Annotated in this window: 16 protein-coding genes and 1 pseudogene; 7 read left to right on the top strand and 10 right to left on the bottom strand. The window is 63.6% G+C overall.

The features are described from left to right. Window positions 1-231: 231 nt before the first annotated feature. Window positions 232-819, bottom strand: coding sequence for a hypothetical protein (locus BKA24_RS10700; RefSeq protein WP_184217876.1), 588 nt, complete (start codon window positions 817-819; stop codon window positions 232-234). Further along, entirely contained in the window at window positions 800-4,837 is a 4,038-nt protein-coding gene (locus BKA24_RS10695; protein ID WP_184217874.1) for an SGNH/GDSL hydrolase family protein, read from the bottom strand. Before BKA24_RS10695 ends, BKA24_RS10700 begins: the two co-directional genes overlap by 20 nt. Window positions 4,838-5,376: 539 nt before the next feature. On the opposite strand from BKA24_RS10695, the gene BKA24_RS10690 reads away from it, so the two are divergent. The 4 genes from BKA24_RS10690 to BKA24_RS10675 are packed head-to-tail and all read left to right on the top strand — an operon-like array spanning window position 5,377 to window position 7,130. Beyond that, complete coding sequence (locus tag BKA24_RS10690; RefSeq protein WP_184217872.1) at window positions 5,377-5,739, top strand: hypothetical protein; 363 nt, start codon at window positions 5,377-5,379, stop codon at window positions 5,737-5,739. A 25-nt stretch (window positions 5,740-5,764) separates the two neighbouring features. Next, a complete protein-coding gene (locus BKA24_RS10685) occupies window positions 5,765-6,322 on the top strand; it encodes a LysM peptidoglycan-binding domain-containing protein (RefSeq protein ID WP_184217869.1) in 558 nt (185 codons plus the stop codon). A gap of 5 nt (window positions 6,323-6,327) precedes the next feature. Then, a complete protein-coding gene (locus BKA24_RS10680) occupies window positions 6,328-6,732 on the top strand; it encodes a hypothetical protein (RefSeq protein WP_184217867.1) in 405 nt (134 codons plus the stop codon). A gap of 11 nt (window positions 6,733-6,743) precedes the next feature. Continuing rightward, window positions 6,744-7,130: a hypothetical protein gene (locus BKA24_RS10675; RefSeq protein WP_184217865.1), complete on the top strand. Its 387-nt coding sequence runs from the start codon at window positions 6,744-6,746 to the stop codon at window positions 7,128-7,130. A gap of 16 nt (window positions 7,131-7,146) precedes the next feature. Here the strand turns inward: BKA24_RS10675 and BKA24_RS10670 are convergent, their stop codons facing one another. From BKA24_RS10670 to BKA24_RS10655, 4 genes and pseudogenes are all read right to left on the bottom strand, one after another. Then, complete coding sequence (locus BKA24_RS10670) at window positions 7,147-7,584, bottom strand: hypothetical protein (RefSeq protein WP_184217863.1); 438 nt, start codon at window positions 7,582-7,584, stop codon at window positions 7,147-7,149. A gap of 84 nt (window positions 7,585-7,668) precedes the next feature. After that, a pseudogene (locus tag BKA24_RS10665) lies at window positions 7,669-8,825 on the bottom strand (IS3 family transposase). A gap of 90 nt (window positions 8,826-8,915) precedes the next feature. Further along, window positions 8,916-9,104 (bottom strand): hypothetical protein, encoded by a 189-nt coding sequence (locus BKA24_RS10660; RefSeq protein WP_184217861.1) that lies wholly within the window; start codon window positions 9,102-9,104, stop codon window positions 8,916-8,918. 40 nt (window positions 9,105-9,144) lie between these two features. Further along, on the bottom strand, window positions 9,145-9,555 hold the full coding sequence (locus tag BKA24_RS10655; RefSeq protein WP_184217859.1) for a hypothetical protein: 411 nt from the start codon (window positions 9,553-9,555) through the stop codon (window positions 9,145-9,147). Between the two features lie 107 nt (window positions 9,556-9,662). Here BKA24_RS10655 and BKA24_RS10650 point away from each other — a divergent pair. Continuing rightward, window positions 9,663-10,557, top strand: a protein-coding gene (locus BKA24_RS10650; RefSeq protein ID WP_184217857.1) for an IS5 family transposase whose coding sequence is annotated in 2 segments (ribosomal slippage) — window positions 9,663-10,013 and window positions 10,015-10,557 — 894 coding nt in all. Because the reading frame shifts where the segments join, the coding sequence is not laid out codon by codon here. Here BKA24_RS10650 and BKA24_RS10645 read toward each other — a convergent pair. Further along, on the bottom strand, window positions 10,554-11,027 hold the full coding sequence (locus BKA24_RS10645; protein WP_184217855.1) for a hypothetical protein: 474 nt from the start codon (window positions 11,025-11,027) through the stop codon (window positions 10,554-10,556). The genes BKA24_RS10650 and BKA24_RS10645 overlap by 4 nt on opposite strands. Here BKA24_RS10645 and BKA24_RS10640 point away from each other — a divergent pair. Then, window positions 11,026-11,241 (top strand): hypothetical protein, encoded by a 216-nt coding sequence (locus tag BKA24_RS10640; protein WP_184217853.1) that lies wholly within the window; start codon window positions 11,026-11,028, stop codon window positions 11,239-11,241. The genes BKA24_RS10645 and BKA24_RS10640 overlap by 2 nt on opposite strands. Here BKA24_RS10640 and BKA24_RS10635 read toward each other — a convergent pair. Then, window positions 11,235-11,516 (bottom strand): helix-turn-helix domain-containing protein, encoded by a 282-nt coding sequence (locus tag BKA24_RS10635; protein WP_184217851.1) that lies wholly within the window; start codon window positions 11,514-11,516, stop codon window positions 11,235-11,237. The genes BKA24_RS10640 and BKA24_RS10635 overlap by 7 nt on opposite strands. Window positions 11,517-11,973: 457 nt before the next feature. On the opposite strand from BKA24_RS10635, the gene BKA24_RS10630 reads away from it, so the two are divergent. Continuing rightward, window positions 11,974-13,413 carry a response regulator gene (locus BKA24_RS10630; RefSeq protein WP_184217849.1) on the top strand — a complete coding sequence of 480 codons (1,440 nt, stop codon included), beginning with the start codon at window positions 11,974-11,976 and terminating at the stop codon, window positions 13,411-13,413. Window positions 13,414-13,910: 497 nt separating this feature from the next. Here the strand turns inward: BKA24_RS10630 and BKA24_RS10625 are convergent, their stop codons facing one another. Both BKA24_RS10625 and BKA24_RS10620 read right to left on the bottom strand, forming a co-directional pair. Beyond that, window positions 13,911-14,630, bottom strand: a complete 720-nt coding sequence (locus BKA24_RS10625) for a hypothetical protein (protein ID WP_184217847.1) — start codon at window positions 14,628-14,630, stop codon at window positions 13,911-13,913. After that, complete coding sequence (locus tag BKA24_RS10620) at window positions 14,627-14,791, bottom strand: hypothetical protein (RefSeq protein ID WP_184220926.1); 165 nt, start codon at window positions 14,789-14,791, stop codon at window positions 14,627-14,629. The genes BKA24_RS10625 and BKA24_RS10620 overlap by 4 nt, the downstream gene beginning before the upstream one ends. Between the last annotated feature and the right edge of the window lie 139 nt (window positions 14,792-14,930).

Genomic DNA, 14,930 nt, shown 5'->3' with positions numbered 1-14,930 from the left:
CCAAGCTCGCGATTCCGGGTCGCCGCCTCACTGCAGAGAGGGATATCGGCTGTCGCGCTCATACGCGTCGATGGCCGTCTTGCTTGCGCTAGACAGCGCCCTGCGCAGGCACTCGCAAAGAGGGACACTCTCATGACCGCGGCTACCGATGTGGCAAGTCTCCGGCAGTCTTACGAGACGCCGCGAGGCCGTCTTCAATGCGCGGACAGGCCCGCTGATACGTGGCCCTGCTCAAGGCCATGCTGCGCCGACGGCGACAACGTCCGCAGGCAGAGGTTCGGCAAGGTCGGTGAGCGCCTCTGGCAAGTTGGGGCACTCCGCCCGCGCCGCGGCAACGTCGCTTGTGCGCAAGTCGATCGCGTAGTCGACACACGCGAAGTAGACGTAGTAAGTCGGACCGAACCCAACGGTCTCGGCCGTTCCGACTCGCAAGAAGACGCGAACCACGCCCTCCTCGCCATCCGTATCCAGCGCGAGGACAGTTGGCTCGCGAGCGCCATCCGGCTGACGGTCACCGAACCGCTCTTCAAGGTCCCGATCGGACGCGGTCTGTGCAAGCACCCAGGGCAGCCCTACTTCGTCCTCCGGTTTGGGGGCAGTCAGCGCAATCCCGTTCTGAGATACGAAGTCGTCAACTGTACCCGCCTCCGTCACCTCCAGCGCAGATGAGATGTCGTCGAGCAGGACATCTCCGGAGTACACCACTCCGTTCGCGACACCCTCCGCTGTGGGGCTAGTTGCGCATCCAGCCAGCCCCACAGCGAGCGCGGCTCCAGCGAACGCCGCGGCTCGATATCGGTTACGGGTAGAGATCGACAAGCGCTTCCTCCAGGGCCGACGAGAAATAGTCGGTACCAAGGTTGTTCGGATGCACCGAGGTCTGTGAGACGACACCCTGAGTTGAGACGATACGGAAGTCACCCGCGAAGAACACCGCGGGCTCGCCTCGAGTCAGACCGAACTCGAGGCCGGTTATTCCAGAGCCGTTCGCAACGCAAAGGTTCTTGCCCGCGAACGCCGCCTGCGGCGACACGGAAACCGCTCGCGCGGAAGGTGAGTCGACCGCGTCGGTAGCGGAGTCCATCACATCCTGAATGCCGTCCGACAACTCGTTCAGCCAGCCCTTGTTCACAGCCGCAACCGTGATGCACGTTGATCCGGTCTCGAACAGCTTCGGGTACCCCATCAGCACTATCGACGCGTTCGGAGCGCGTAGTCGAACCTCATTGAGCACTGTGTCGATGCTGTCCGGAAGCTCCGACTGAAGCCGTTCTTCTGAAGCGACGACGATCGAATCCGTATCGCCAGAGAGGATCTTGTGACTGCAGTTGTCGTGTCCGGCTGGCATGACCGTGCTGCCGGCGCACTCCGAGATAACGCCGGCAAAGTGCATGTCGTTCCCCCCAATGGACAGGGTGACGAGCGTGGTGTTCTCGTCCAGATAGCCCGCGTCCATCTGGCTCACCATTCCGTTCTGCCCGAACCTACCGTTCTCACCCCAACCGTTACTCGGCTTTGCGCCGGCGACGGAATGGTAGGGGAGTAGGTGCTCGGATTCGGCACCGGAGCAGGCGAGGAAGTGGAAGTCCATTTTCGAGCTACTCGCGTCGGACAAAGCCCCGATGCTCTGCGTCTCGCCCGGGATCGTGCTCTTCCGGACCCACGCGTTGTCCGACTGGTGGCAACGGTTGCGCTTCTCTGCGTCGTTGCCGTTGTTGTCGGACCACGGCTCGTAGGCGCCGGCGCCCTCACCAGAGGAGTAGGAGTCGCCGAGTGCGACAACGAAGTGCTCAGGCTTAGAAGAGAGCGGCTCGAATGCCACCGCATCCCAGGCAACGTCATCGATGCCCGCCCCGCGTGGGTCCTCAGGGTTCACGTCCGTCACCAAGTTAGTCATCGACACCGTCGGCACGCCGTTCACGTCGAAGACTCCGAGCGGTACCCATTCGTTCGCATATCGACGTTGAGGAAGGTAGCGCGTCTGGGACTCGTTCGGCCCGTATGTGACGGTGTATCCGGCCTGAGGCGTCCACGCCGCATAGCTCGGCATGTGCACCCATACTCGAGTCCACTGGTTGAGCGATTGTCCGAGGCTCCACTCGCCGGTCACCTTGAGGCGATCGCCGGCGTTGATGTCAGCATTCTCCTTATGCATGCGCGCGAAGTAGAAGTGCCCGTTGAAGCCGCCGCCCTGCTGGTGCACATCGATTTTGGCAGGGTAGCTCCCGTTCGCTTCGGCGAACGGGAAGGTGAATTCGAAGCTCCCTGTCGACGGGCGAGTTGTGCAGTCGGCTGGGTTCCGAGCACTCGAGTGTTTGGTGTCATCAACTACCAGCCAATTGCTGGGCACCGCTGCGCAGTTCGGCAGGAAGCTCGACCGTAGCGTCAGTGCTGGCAGCGTTGACGCCATGCTGGACGCCTCGGTGGTGTATGACGAAGGGAAACGCTGGAAACCGTACCCGCAGTAGTTCGAGCAGTCGGGCTTCCATGTCGCGTTCCCGTTCCACCAGCACTCTTTGCTGGAGAGCGTGCATGCTGCCGTCGTTGTCGGGTCGCACAGGTTCCGGCTCGTCTCGCAGAACAACTCGCGCGGCGGCTTTACCTGAGATCGATTGAGCTCCCCATTGAAGTTGTCGGTGCTGAGCCAGTTCGCGACCCGGTACGAGTGCGCATAATCGGCGGGGTACGTACGCGTATCCGGATCCGCCCACACGGTCTGGGGAAGCTCAAGGCCCCAAGCAGCGAAGCCCATGATCTTCTCGGGGTAAGGCCAGTACTGGGGTGTCGCTGCGTCGGCCGCACTCACCTCGAGGAACGGCTGTCGTGCCGCCGCGTAGATGGGGTTGACGGGGTTATTCGACCACCCCAGACCCCACGTGCCGCTTGCTCCCGTGCAGTTGGGACCCGGGTCACACCCCGGATTCCCGAAGTTGACGGACGGCTGCACCCCCGTGTTGTACGCCCACACGGCGCCGAACCAGTTCTCGATGTAGTTCGCGCTGCCATTGTTGATGGTGATGCCCTTGGCAGCAAGTTGGTTCCACTTCTGGCCCAGCATGCGCACCGACATCGCGATGTTCGCGGTGTAGTCGAGAGCGATGGCGCGCTGTTGGTTGTAGGGCAGCGCGACTTCGCCGGCTCGTTCACGGCCAGCGAGGCGCATGCCGTCGGTGATCTGGCCCACGCCATACCCGCAGTCCGCGTACGTGAAGTGCACCTCCCACGGCGTTCCGCGATTGCCGTAGTAGTCGCCGATCAAGGGATTCCCTGTGTTGCCCGGGGAAGTGAACCGCGATGCCTGCCACAGGTTCGACTCCTGCATCAGGACGGCAAGAGAGATCTGTGGAGGGATCGTTCCCCCGCCCGCGAGAGTCACTCGAGGGAACAACCCTTGTGCGGAGTACGAAGGCATTCCGAGGTTGCGCCAGTTCGCGGGACGCGTCTCAGTGAGCTGGCCGAGGACGGCCCGGTTCACCGCCCATTCGACCTGCCTGGGCTTCGGCTGGTAAGCCTGGTTGTTCGGGTCATTCCGCGGGACCGCGCAGGTGCGTTCGCTCTCGGGGAGCTCGTTCGGGTCGCCGGCCGACGAGGTGGTGAGGCTTCGAGCTGTGCTTCCGGAGGGCGCCTCAGGGTCCACGAGCGCCTCATATCGCTCGGTCGTTTCCGCAGCGAGTTCCTTCGCGTCAGGAGCCAGCGAGAACAGCAGATCCTCATCCGAAGCCGTCGCGGTGGCGCTCACCTCGATCTTGTCGACGAGCTCGTCGGCTTGTGCGCCAGTGCGAGCGAGCCCGGCCGGCTTTACCTCGTTGAGGACGATGGCCCCGGTCGATGAGATGACTGCGTGTGGTGTCGCGTTCTCGAGCTTTGCCACGTCGCGAGGAGCCCCGACGAGCGCGATGTCCGGCCCCGTCAGCACAACGCCGCCTTGCGGCGCACGCTGTAGCCCCGATCCAGCGAGCGGTCCACGAGCGACGGGCTTAGCGGCGCTCTTCGCGCTCGGCGAGCCCAGGTATGCGACAGCTCGATCCCCTTCGGCAACGAGATACCCTAGGCGGCCCCCGTCATCGAGAACGAGATCGAACGCTGTTCCCGTGGTTCGCGCCAGGAGGGATTGCTTTCCACTCCGATCTAGGGCGACCACGCCTTTGTCAGCGGCGGCGAAGATGGTGCCCTCGGCATCCGCAATCGCGGACGTCGCCTGACCCTTCAACTTCGCCGAACGAACTTCGTCCTTTGTGGCGGCGTCGATGACGGTGACTGAAGTCGACGATGAGGTGGCATCGAAGGACGTCAGCGTGACTGTGTCGTCATCGCCGCAGCCCGGATTGAAGTACGCCATCGTGTACCCGCCATCGATCAGCGTCCACTCTCCGGTCTGGATATCCAAGATCGCCGCCGCGGCGCCAGCCGACATTCCCACGTCGCTGTTCGTGACAGCTCGTGGCGCGAAAACGAGCGCAAGGTGATCGCCGCTCGTGGTCACACATGAGTTCGAGATCCAACGATCGGTGTCTGTCTGGGGGAGCACAAGCGAAGCGGTGGTTGACCACTTGTACCCGTCACGCGCTTCGGCGGTGAGGACGTCGATCTTTTCGGCGTCAGCGACGACGGTGTGCACTACGTCGTCGTTGGTCTTCCAGTCCCCACCGAGGAGCTCAGCGCGCTGGCTGTTTGGCACGCCACGCTCGGTGAGTGCATCGTCCTGCGCAGGAGCTGGTGTCTCCGGCTGGCTCGCCTCTGCGTTTGGCGAACCGAACGGCATAAACCCTGCCGCAACGATTGCCATGGCGGCGATCGCGGCCGACATTCTCAGCGGTGCCGAACTGTGCAGCTTCAACGGTGTACCCCCAGTCGCGCGACGTGATCAGCCCCTCGTGATCGGATCCGCCGCGAACGCGATGATCGTCATGCTCATCACCCTCACGGCAGTTGCCGCTTGTTTTTCATTCCTAACAGCCGCGCTCGCTGGACGCTGTAGACCTTTTGGGGGACATGTTGCGACTTCCTACAAACTGCCTCAGAGGTCCGCAGGGTAGCGCTAAGTGTGCGCAAGGCGTGAGCGCAGAACACGGGTCACGTCCGACTTTGTGTTTTACGCCGCTCGTGCATAATGGGGGCGTTCACTGCGACGACGCAGTGGCACAGCGGACTCGTCCGTACGAAGCAGTAAGTCTGATCACCGTTCCGCACGTTGCACGAGGAGACGCAATGACTCAAGGAATCAGCCGACGCGGGGTCCTCACGTCGGCCGGAATACTCGGCGGCCTAGCACTCGTCCCAACGCTCACACGCTACGCATCTGCAGCTGAACCGACGGAAGTTCCCCAGACGGTGCCCCGACGTCCGGTGACGAAGGAAGCGTTCGAGGCTGAGTTCGTGGACGCCACGATTCTCTTCCCGTACGAGTTGCCCGCGGACAGCCCGTTTCCTACATCGGCACCCGAGGGTGGCCAGGAGAGCTGGCTCTCGGGCGATGGAGAAGCGACGGCCTACATCTGGTGGCTCGTCGCCGTCGAACGCGCAGTCGTCGGTGCGGCCGATCGCGGGGACGACGAGAGCCGCTCCTACTGGCTCAATGTCGCGTCCCAATGGCCCCTCACGGAGGCCCGTGTACTCGCGGTAGCGGATCCACAAAACTCGTGGGCTACGCAGGTCTTCCAGCCCGTCGAGGAGCAGGGGAACCTTTCGCCGATGCGATCCCACATCGAGGACGCCGCCGCTCGCGCGTACCGGCCCTGACGCATCTTTGGAGGGGGGGGCAATCATGAGAACGACACGCGTGAAAGTGGGAGTCCTGAGCGTCGTCGTTGCCGTTCTGATCACCGGCTGCACACCGCTCATTGACACGTCCCCGGCGCCGAAGCCATCTCAGTCGTCGCAATCGGAGCCATCCGAATCAGAGCTGACTCGTGGTGAGAAGATCGCGCAAGCCTACGAGGAAGCGCGACAGGCGGCTGAGAATCAGCCAGATGAGACACCTTCAGAGGACACTCCCCACGAGGCCACGGCGAAGCATCCGAACTGCGACAGCGTCGCGTGGATCCGTTATGGATCGCAATCAGATGCGAATCCCGGCAGTGCGACTTTGGTGGGGGAGCCCGTGGATACCGGCCCTACGGATGGCGCGACTGGCACCGTGGTCGGTGACGCGGCCGGTGTTCCGGAGGTCTACACCGTGGAAGAAGGGGACACGCTCGACAACATCGCAGCGCGCCTTTGCATCGAGAACTGGGACCTCGCTTCCTTGAACGATCTGACTCGAGAGACGGCGGTGCTGACGATCGGGGAGACGCTCGTCCTCCAGCCGGCAGCGAACGGCTGAGGCGCATGTCGACGTACCCGATGACCTTTCACGGCGTGTCTGAGGTCGAGAAGGAGTATGCCTCAGCAATCGCGAGCTTCCCCTATGCATTGCCACGCGATTTCGTCTTTCCGTCAGCTCCTCCGCTAGAGGTAGTTGAGCCAGATGCCGAGTTCCAAGCTGGGTACGGATTCGGCATTGCTCTCCATTGCTGGACGGAGGCGATGGAGGAATCGATCCTTCGTGCCGGCGCGGACGGGGACGTGGCAACTGCCACCTCTCTCGCGAAGCTGTACCTCGACGCAAGCCGGTCGGCTCACTTCGAGCAGCTGGTGTTTGACCCAGATGATCTGACCGGCGATTTTCTTCGCGCGATCATCGAACGAAGTGACTTCACTGAGCTCCGCGCTTGGCGCTCATCGGTTTCATAGAGAGGAACACAATGGTCACACTCAACTCAGGCGACCTGCCCTTGCTCCTGAAGGTGAACGACGGGCCCAACCCGATTCGTTACTACACCACTCGGTATCGCATCCGGCAGAGCTCACCGTCCATCAAAGCGTGGGCCACAACGAACTCGAGTAAAGCTGAAGCGCTGCGGTTCGGTCTGCGCAACAACAGCGGTACGCAGGTGACCCAGACCGTGCAGATTCCTCGGGGCAACACGGGCTACTTTGGTTTCGCTGCGTCGAGCGGCACTCCGTACATCCCGCAAGGCGAGTATCGCCTGTTGGGGCGTGCGGTCGGCACGGTCATCTGGAATGGCGAAGGCGCCTACGGCTATGTCGAGGTCAGCTGGAAGGGCGACCTTAAGTACAGCGCGTACTGACCGCCACTTGGGGCGGTCAGCTTCGCAGATGGGTGTCGGTCTCCTCGAGCAGGTCGCCAAGGTACATGTCCAACTGCGCAGCCACGTCGGTGAAGGACTTCGTCGCGTAGTGCTCAACGAGCGCTTCGCGCGGTCTCGACGTGTCCAGGTGGGCGCCGTGCACGTCGTGCCTTGGGGTGTAGTGGACGAGGTCGTTTCGCAGGTGGCGCGCGCTTTCCCCGTTAAGGGGCCAACGCAGTGTGGGCAGGTCGGGGATCAGTTGGTTGAGGGATGAGAACGCGTGGTAGCCAACGACGTACTTCACCTTGAAGATCGTCGGGACATCATCCTGAGTCATCGGCGTCATGAGCCGGAGGAACTCGAGCGCACACGCCACGGCGCGCACATAACCGACACGATCGATGGTCCGCTCGTCTGAGGTGCCGTAGTACTCCCAGCTCTTGACGTCCGACATGGAAATCGACTCGATGGTGTGGGCGTGAGGAACGAATCGGTGACAACTTGACCTGCCCCACGGATTCGGTTCCAGTCCGGGTGGCTAACCTGCGGCGGGGATGTCATTGATGTCGAGCGTCTCGTATTCGATGGGTGTGCGGTAGCCGAGGGCGGAGTGGCGGCGCTGACGGTTATGGAAGATCTCGATGTACTCGAAGATCGCGTTGGCGAGCTCGACCCTCGTCTTCCACTTCTTCCGGTTCAGCAGTTCGATTTGCATCGATGACCAGAAGCTTTCCATCATCGCGTTGTCGAGCCCGTCGCCGACCGATCCGAACGAGGGCAGCAGCCCGGCGGAGCGGATCTTCTCCCCGAAGAGCCAGGAGGTGAATTGCGTTCCGTGGTCCGCGTGGACGATCCCTCCGGGCTCCGGACGACGATTCCGGATGGCCATGTCGAGTGCGTTGATGACGAGCGTGGTGTCCTGCTTGGAGTCGATCGACCAGCCGATGATGCGGCGACTATAGGCGTCGAGAACGGCGGCGCAGTAGACCCAGCCTTCTCGCGTGCGGTGTTGCGTGATGTCCGTGACCCAGAGCTCGTTCGGACGAGGCCGGGCGAACTTCCGGTTCACGAGATCGTCGGCTGTGACGACACCACGGAGCCGCTTGGTGCGGATCGGCCCGGGCAGTCCGTAGATTCCGGCTTGGTGCATAAGCTTGCACACGGTCTTGTCGCTGACGGTGACGCCCATCGCCATGGTCAGCTCGGCGTGGACGCGACGGTATCCGTAGGTCCCGCGAGAGGTGACGTGCACCTCCCTGATCAGTCCGGTCAGCCATTGCCGGCGCAACTCGGACTGGGTCATCGGTTTCCGCTTGACGCGGTAGTAGTGCTGCCTCGCGACCCCGAGGACGCGGCAGCAACGGTCGATCGGGATCCCGGCGTCGGCGAGGCGGTCGATCACCGGGAAGAGCCTTTTGGGCGGGGACGCTCCTCGTCGAGGAACTTCGCCGCTTGCCGAACGATCAGCAGCTCGGTCTCGAGTTCACGGATGCGGCGTTTCGCTGCGCGCAGCTCCGCCGACTCCGACGACGGGACACCGGGCCGGCGGCCGTTGTCGATGTCGTCCTGGCGGATCCAGTTCGAGAGCGTGACAGGGTGGATGCCGAGTTCCACGGCGGTCTGCTTGGCCTGTTTGCCGGCACGCACGAGCGCGACGGCACGAGCACGAAACTCCGGCGGATAGGGACGGGGCATGAGGATGAGCCTTCCGGATCAGGCCACCAGTTAGCCACCGAAACTGGAACCCTTTCCGTGGGGCAGGTCAAACTGTCATCAGTTCGTTCCTCACGCCCTGTTCACCCACCGGCGTGTCTCGTGCGTGATCAGGCTGAGTATCGGTGTCAGCGCCATCACGGGCACGTGCTCGTGGCGCTCCTCGTTCCGCACGACCGCGTGAGCCGTCCGAAGGACGAATCGAGCGTCCTGAAGAATGGCGGCAGCAGCCACGCTGCTTTGGGCGGAGGACACGGTCATGGACCGACCTTAAGCCCCTGTCTCGCTCGCAGCGACGGCATTAGCTGGTGGCGAGGTGGTCGTTGTAGACGCTCTTGAGGATCGCAAACACCGCTTCCTGACCATCTCTGACCATGGTTCGAAGCAACTCATCGGCCATCCCACGGACAGGCCAGCCGTCCTCGACTTCGACTGCGCCAGCCGGCATCACGTGGACGTCGATCGGCTTAGGAAACTCTCGAGCGAGTAGAGGATCCACGCCTGGCCTGTCAGAACGCTCCTGCACTCCGGTCTGCAGCCGCTCAGTTATCACGGGGCGATCGACCCAGCCGGTGTTGAGTGACCAGTTCACTCGCCCGGCTGGCCCCTCGAGATCGAACGCAACGCCGAACGGGGTGACCTCACCGGCCGGCTGATCTCGACTATCACGACAGGCGATGACGCGAACGGTGGTGAAGTGGGTTGTGGTCACGTTCGCATCATCGCGGGGAGCTACGACATCGTTCCGAGCGCACACCGCTGACGAGAGCTAGAGCGTGTCTCCTAAATAGGGCCGACGTCTCGCGGGATGCTTGAGGGGTGTCGCGGTTCCAGTTGTTGTCGGATGCTCAGTGGGCGTTGATTGGTGAGTTTCTTCCTGGCCCGACGGGTCGGAAGGGGCGGCCGTTCGCGGACGCGCGGATGACGGTCGAGGGCATCATCTACCGGTATCGGTGCGGGATCGCGTGGCGCCACCTGCCCGCGGTGTTCGGGCCGTGGCAGACGGTGTGGAAGTGGCATCGGCGGATGGCTGGCGACGGCACCTGGGATCGGGTTCTGGGCGATCTGACTGCTCAGGCCGACGCTCTCGGTCTGTTGGATTGGTCGGTGTCCGTCGATTCGACCATTGCCCGTGCGCACCAGCACGCGACGAACGTGACGCGGGTCACGGGGGGCTCCGTCGAACTACAACAATCCCTGCCTCGAGCCACCTGACCACGCACTGGGCCGCTCACGCGGCGGGTTGTCGACGAAGATCCACCACATCGTCGACGGCAATGGGCTCCCATTGGTCATCGCCGTTGCTCCCGGGCAATCTGGCGACGCGCCCACGCTTATCCCGCTGCTTGCCCAGCTCCGCGTCGCCCGTCCGACCGGGCGGCCGCGCACCCGACCGGACGCGGTCCGCGGCGACAAGGCCTACTCATCCCGAGCGATCCGAGCCCACCTCCGAGGCCGCGGGATCCGAGCGGTGATCCCCGAACCCGTAGACCAGCAGGGTCATCGCAGACGCCGCGGCTCAGCCGGGGGACGCCCCGTGAGCTACGACCAGATCGACTACCGCGAACGCAACGTCATCGAACGCAGCTTTGTCCACCTCAAACAGTGGCGCGGGCTCGCGACCCGCTACGACAAGCTCGCCATCGTCTACCGCGCTGGCGTGGTCCTCAACGCCATCAACGCATGGACCCGACAATTAGGAGACACGCTCTAGATCTCGAATTCGATCAGGTCGTGGGCATGTTGCACCTCATTCGTTCCTGGCGTGGCGCCAACCCTGGGCGTCGCGGCGGTCCGGCGCCGGACGTCGAGCTCCTTGAAGATCTGATTCTCGTGATGCTCGGAACGTCGATGCGGCCTGGCGAAGCGCTTGCGCTGAGGCGTCAAGACGTCATCGTGGTCGCGGATGGGCGATGGAAGATCCGTGTCGAGGGCACGGTGAGTACGACGAGGAAGCACGGGACGATCCGGAAAGCGCAGCCCAAGCGAGAGCGTCAGAAGCGAGCCATCAACGTCCCGTACTTCACCCAGGCCGTCCTGAAGCGTCGGCTGGCGACCTACATCGACAACGCCGATGATCTCCTCTTTCCGACGCGCGAAGGCACCTTGCGCCAGACCCACAATCTCAACCGGCTTGTTCGTGACTTTCGTAACGCATATCGGCGAGCGAGAGCTGACTGGCATGGGTATCGACGTTGATCGGCTGACATGCCGGCTCTTCCGGCGTGCGGCTGCAACGACGGTGTTCAACAACGTGAGCCTCGACGCGGCCCGCCTGCTACTTGGCCACGCGAGAGCGGAGACCACACTCGGATACATCAAAGAGGACGACGAGGTGCCGGAGGCGACGGCAGTGGCGCTCGAGGCTAGGTATCCCTTCGGGTTGGGACGTCAGTGAGTGGTGAGGTCCGGCGTCCACTGAGGGAGAATCGCCGCCAGGTCCGTATCCAACGCCTGCGCAATCGCAAGAAGGCTCCGCACGCTCGGGTTCGCCGGCGTCCCTGGCCGAGACTCGCCCTTCTCGAACTCTTGATAGGTGTACCTGCTCAGATTTGCGCGGTAGGCGACAGCATCCTGGCTCAGCTCAGCTTCGTGGCGGAGCCGTTGCAAGCGGTGGCCCAGCTCGCGAGCGTATTGCTCCCAGGTGGCGGGAGTGCGGGGAGAACGTGTCACTCATTGAGCCTGAAGATGCGCCTACGTTTCATGGCCTAGCTCGTATGGCAACCTCCGACGAGCATCACTGCCGGACCCGGTGTGCTCACTCCTGCCGAGGGCGACACGTGGTCGCCCCGTCATCGCCACTCAGCTCCGTCTGCATTCATGACACGACCGTCCCGGATAGGGCCCCCTCATCGAGAATCTCTCCGGACGGGTCTTACGGGACGGTGCGAAGCCCGGAATTTCGCGACCGGGGCAACCCTCTTCGGGTGTCCCGTAGAACAAACCTCTTACGGACACAGTCGGGCACGCAAGCGATCAGAGGTGCAACGTGCCGCCGAGCATGTGGGCATGCAGGCCTCGGAGGGTCACGACGCTGCCACCAACTTTGATCTGCCAGGCGAGGCGGTGTGTTTGCGTGGTCGCGCCAATGGGAGTGCACGTGGGCTGCGACGTGCGAGAAGATCAGCAGATGGGGGAATCTCGCCGGGTCTTCGAGATCGCGCAGGCAACGAAGACAGACGTGAAGACAGTGCTGCACATCTTGAAGGACGTTGGTGTGTCCGCCAGTCAACCCGAGCAGCGCGTCGACGGTGATGCTGTTGACGCCGTCTATGAAGTGCTTGGGCACAGACCCACGCCCGCACTGGCACAGGGCGGAGGCACAGGCCGGAGCTCTGCACCGAAGCGTCAACCGACGCAGACGTACAGAGGGGGCGTTGGCAAACCCGCCGCGCTGCGACCCTTGCCACGTCACCTCATCAACGCGGAGCGAGAAGCTGCGATCAGGCAGATGATCCCGCTTATGTTCAGTGACCTGGCTGGGAGTGGGGTCCCGATTGATGAGCCGGTCGTCGTCTACCACGATGTCGCAAAACAGCCGGAGTACGGGCTCGTGACCCTTGATGGTAGACCTTGGATGCCACCGGGCGGGAGCGGTGTCAGCTGGCGGCAACTCGTCGAGCGTTTGAGGACTATCGACAGGCCATACCGTGATCGCGGACTCATGCCCGGAAACGCGTTCGTGCTCGTTGATGTGCGCACCCGACGCGCACAGCACGCACAGTCTTTGAAGCGACTACGTAATGGCGCTGCCGGGCCGGCGTTCGATGCGTTGACGCTCGAGGAGACTCCGGCCGAGTCGCAGCTCCCAGCTGGCGCACCGGCGCGGCTCGCGCCGAGAGCGCAGACCTTCCATGCAACAGACGTGCCGCATCTTGTAGGGAGTGTGACATCACCGGCTGATGGGCCTGAGGAAGCGTTCCTGCTTCACGAAGAGCTCCTGGCCCTCGCTGTTGACAGTCTTGAAGGCGACGAGAAGCTCGATTCGCTGCCGGTGCATATCAATGCGTTGTGGGTGTTCGCGCGCCCGGTCATCATGCGGCGCCCTAACGGGACGGAGCGTCACGTCCGAGCAGTCTGGTATCGCCAAGGCGCCCAACTTTGGCGGATGAGAACGTTCGCAGCGGGACGCGGCCATGATGCGAAGGAAGTGGGGGAGCGGCTCTCGGGACGCCTCCCATTCGTGCCGGTGTGGGACGAGACGCGACCCGAACAGAAGCTTCTCGCCGCAGTGTGGGCGCTAATGGCGCAAGGCGGCGTGACGGAGTCTGAACGACATGCGACTGCGCCTGAGTCGCCTGTGCCTCATACGCGCGACGGCGGAATCGTCGTCGTCCGCGTGCAAGCAGGGACAAGCCACGCGTCGGTCTATCGGGCTGACGGTGACGGGGCAACAAACGAGCGACCGGCATGGAGCGTGCGGGGCCACTGGCGGAAGCAGCCGTACCCATCGCTGGGCAGAGATTCGGAGGGGGCGATCGTCAGCCGGATGATCTGGATCGCGTCCTATACGAAGGGATCTCTGCCCGGGTCAGCGAGTGATGAGAAGGTTATCGTCGTCCGGCCGTGAACGACGGATCAGTCCGATTCGTCATTCTCGGATCGATCTGTGACTTAGAGCCACAGGATGTCGCTGCCTCGGATTGGGAGAAACCCTGCTCGCTTCCAGTGGCGAGTGAGCGCCTCCCGGACGACGGCGTCCTCGACGAGACCGTTGGGTTTCATCGTTCGTCTCGCCGGCGCAAGGCCGATCAAGTCGGTCCGAAACATACGTCGGATCGCGTGAACAAGTGTGTGGCTCCAGCTTCTTCCTCGATGGGCTTCGGCCAGAGTCGCGAGGGAGCATCCTATCGCTGAGACTCCGTTGGCGCGCCGAGAAATGTCCACTCAGCGTCCACAAATGGGCTCCGTACCCGGCCTTGTCCATGTAGCAGTCCGTAGTCGACCGCCGATACTGTTGGCAGCAAGCCGCCACTTGGCGGCATGCGATGGTCGAATCGCTCCGGGCCCGTCAACCGACGATCGTGGGTTCAAGCCCACCCGCCCTACCGAATGGACCGGCGTCGATCACTTCTGGTTCTGCACTGCGTCGTACGACGGCTGTCGGAGCGCCCGGATCCAGCGGTACATCCGCGCGCCGGGCACGAGGTGCCGACCGGCGTCGAAGCGGATGGCGTCGCTCTGATCTGTCGCCGTTCGAAGCTCCAAGACCGCGAACGGGCTCCATGCACCGTGAGTGGTCGCATGATGCAGACGGAGTCGCCACGGTTCACGCGAGAGGATGCGGGCGATGGCATCCGACGCCGGGGGCAGTGCGGGTGACAGGGGCCGCGCGATGATCAGTACGGCCCCGTGGCGTCCGCGGTAGGGGATGAGGCTCCCCAAGTTCGCGCTCGAGGGCCGGCGGGCCGGTCGGAGGGTGAAGCGCCACGGGAACCGAGCTCCAGTCGATGCGAGCTCGATGTCGGCCCAGCCGTCGGTGGTCTCGGTGCGGATCGCAAGTCCGAGGACGTCGGGGAGAGCGGACGGCAGACCGACCGACCTCGAGAATCGGGCGGTTACGCGCGCGACATCCGCGTCGGCAGGATCGTCGATCCATCGGATGCCGCTGGCGTCCTGGCGCGACGTCCACCGCACCGTGCCTTCGAGAAGCACGCCGCGCGGATGAATGGGACGCGGACGTCGGAACAGTCGCAACGCGACGAACGCCGCTCGGAGGATGCCTCCACCCGCCCGAGCGAGGAGAGGAGCGGCATCGGCGCCTCGGGATCCCTCGCGCCCGATCACGGGTGCGTTGTCGCGGGGTCTTCCGGCAGCGCTTCGAGGCTCTCTTCGGAGCTCGTGTCGGCGGCATCCGCCTTCACATCGTCGGTGACGGCCTCCGTCGGTGGGGCGTCGTCGGCTCGCGCGTCGTCGGCATCACGCCGGTGGGGAGTGGAGTCGTTCATCGTGCGTCCTTTCGTCGGTGCCCCGAGTCTGCCCCGGCGCGGTTGAGCGGGCAGGGGCCTTGACACCCGGCTCACTCGGCGCTGCACCGAGGGATGACACGGTTGTCATTCGACCGTGACGTGGGTGATAATGGCCTCA

The organism is Microbacterium marinum (assembly GCF_014204835.1).
Classification (GTDB): domain Bacteria; phylum Actinomycetota; class Actinomycetes; order Actinomycetales; family Microbacteriaceae; genus Microbacterium; species Microbacterium marinum.
This window is presented reverse-complemented; position numbering and strand designations above follow the sequence as displayed.

Coding starts and splice junctions, on each gene's coding strand:
- BKA24_RS10685 (WP_184217869.1), top strand. CDS start 5,765: ATGAGAACGACACGCGTGAAAGTGGGAGTCCTGAGCGTCGTCGTTGCC.
- BKA24_RS10680 (WP_184217867.1), top strand. CDS start 6,328: ATGTCGACGTACCCGATGACCTTTCACGGCGTGTCTGAGGTCGAGAAG.
- BKA24_RS10675 (WP_184217865.1), top strand. CDS start 6,744: ATGGTCACACTCAACTCAGGCGACCTGCCCTTGCTCCTGAAGGTGAAC.
- BKA24_RS10670 (WP_184217863.1), bottom strand. CDS start 7,584: ATGTCGGACGTCAAGAGCTGGGAGTACTACGGCACCTCAGACGAGCGG.
- BKA24_RS10660 (WP_184217861.1), bottom strand. CDS start 9,104: ATGACCGTGTCCTCCGCCCAAAGCAGCGTGGCTGCTGCCGCCATTCTT.
- BKA24_RS10640 (WP_184217853.1), top strand. CDS start 11,026: ATGGGTATCGACGTTGATCGGCTGACATGCCGGCTCTTCCGGCGTGCG.
- BKA24_RS10645 (WP_184217855.1), bottom strand. CDS start 11,027: ATGCCAGTCAGCTCTCGCTCGCCGATATGCGTTACGAAAGTCACGAAC.
- BKA24_RS10630 (WP_184217849.1), top strand. CDS start 11,974: ATGGGGGAATCTCGCCGGGTCTTCGAGATCGCGCAGGCAACGAAGACA.
- BKA24_RS10620 (WP_184220926.1), bottom strand. CDS start 14,791: ATGAACGACTCCACTCCCCACCGGCGTGATGCCGACGACGCGCGAGCC.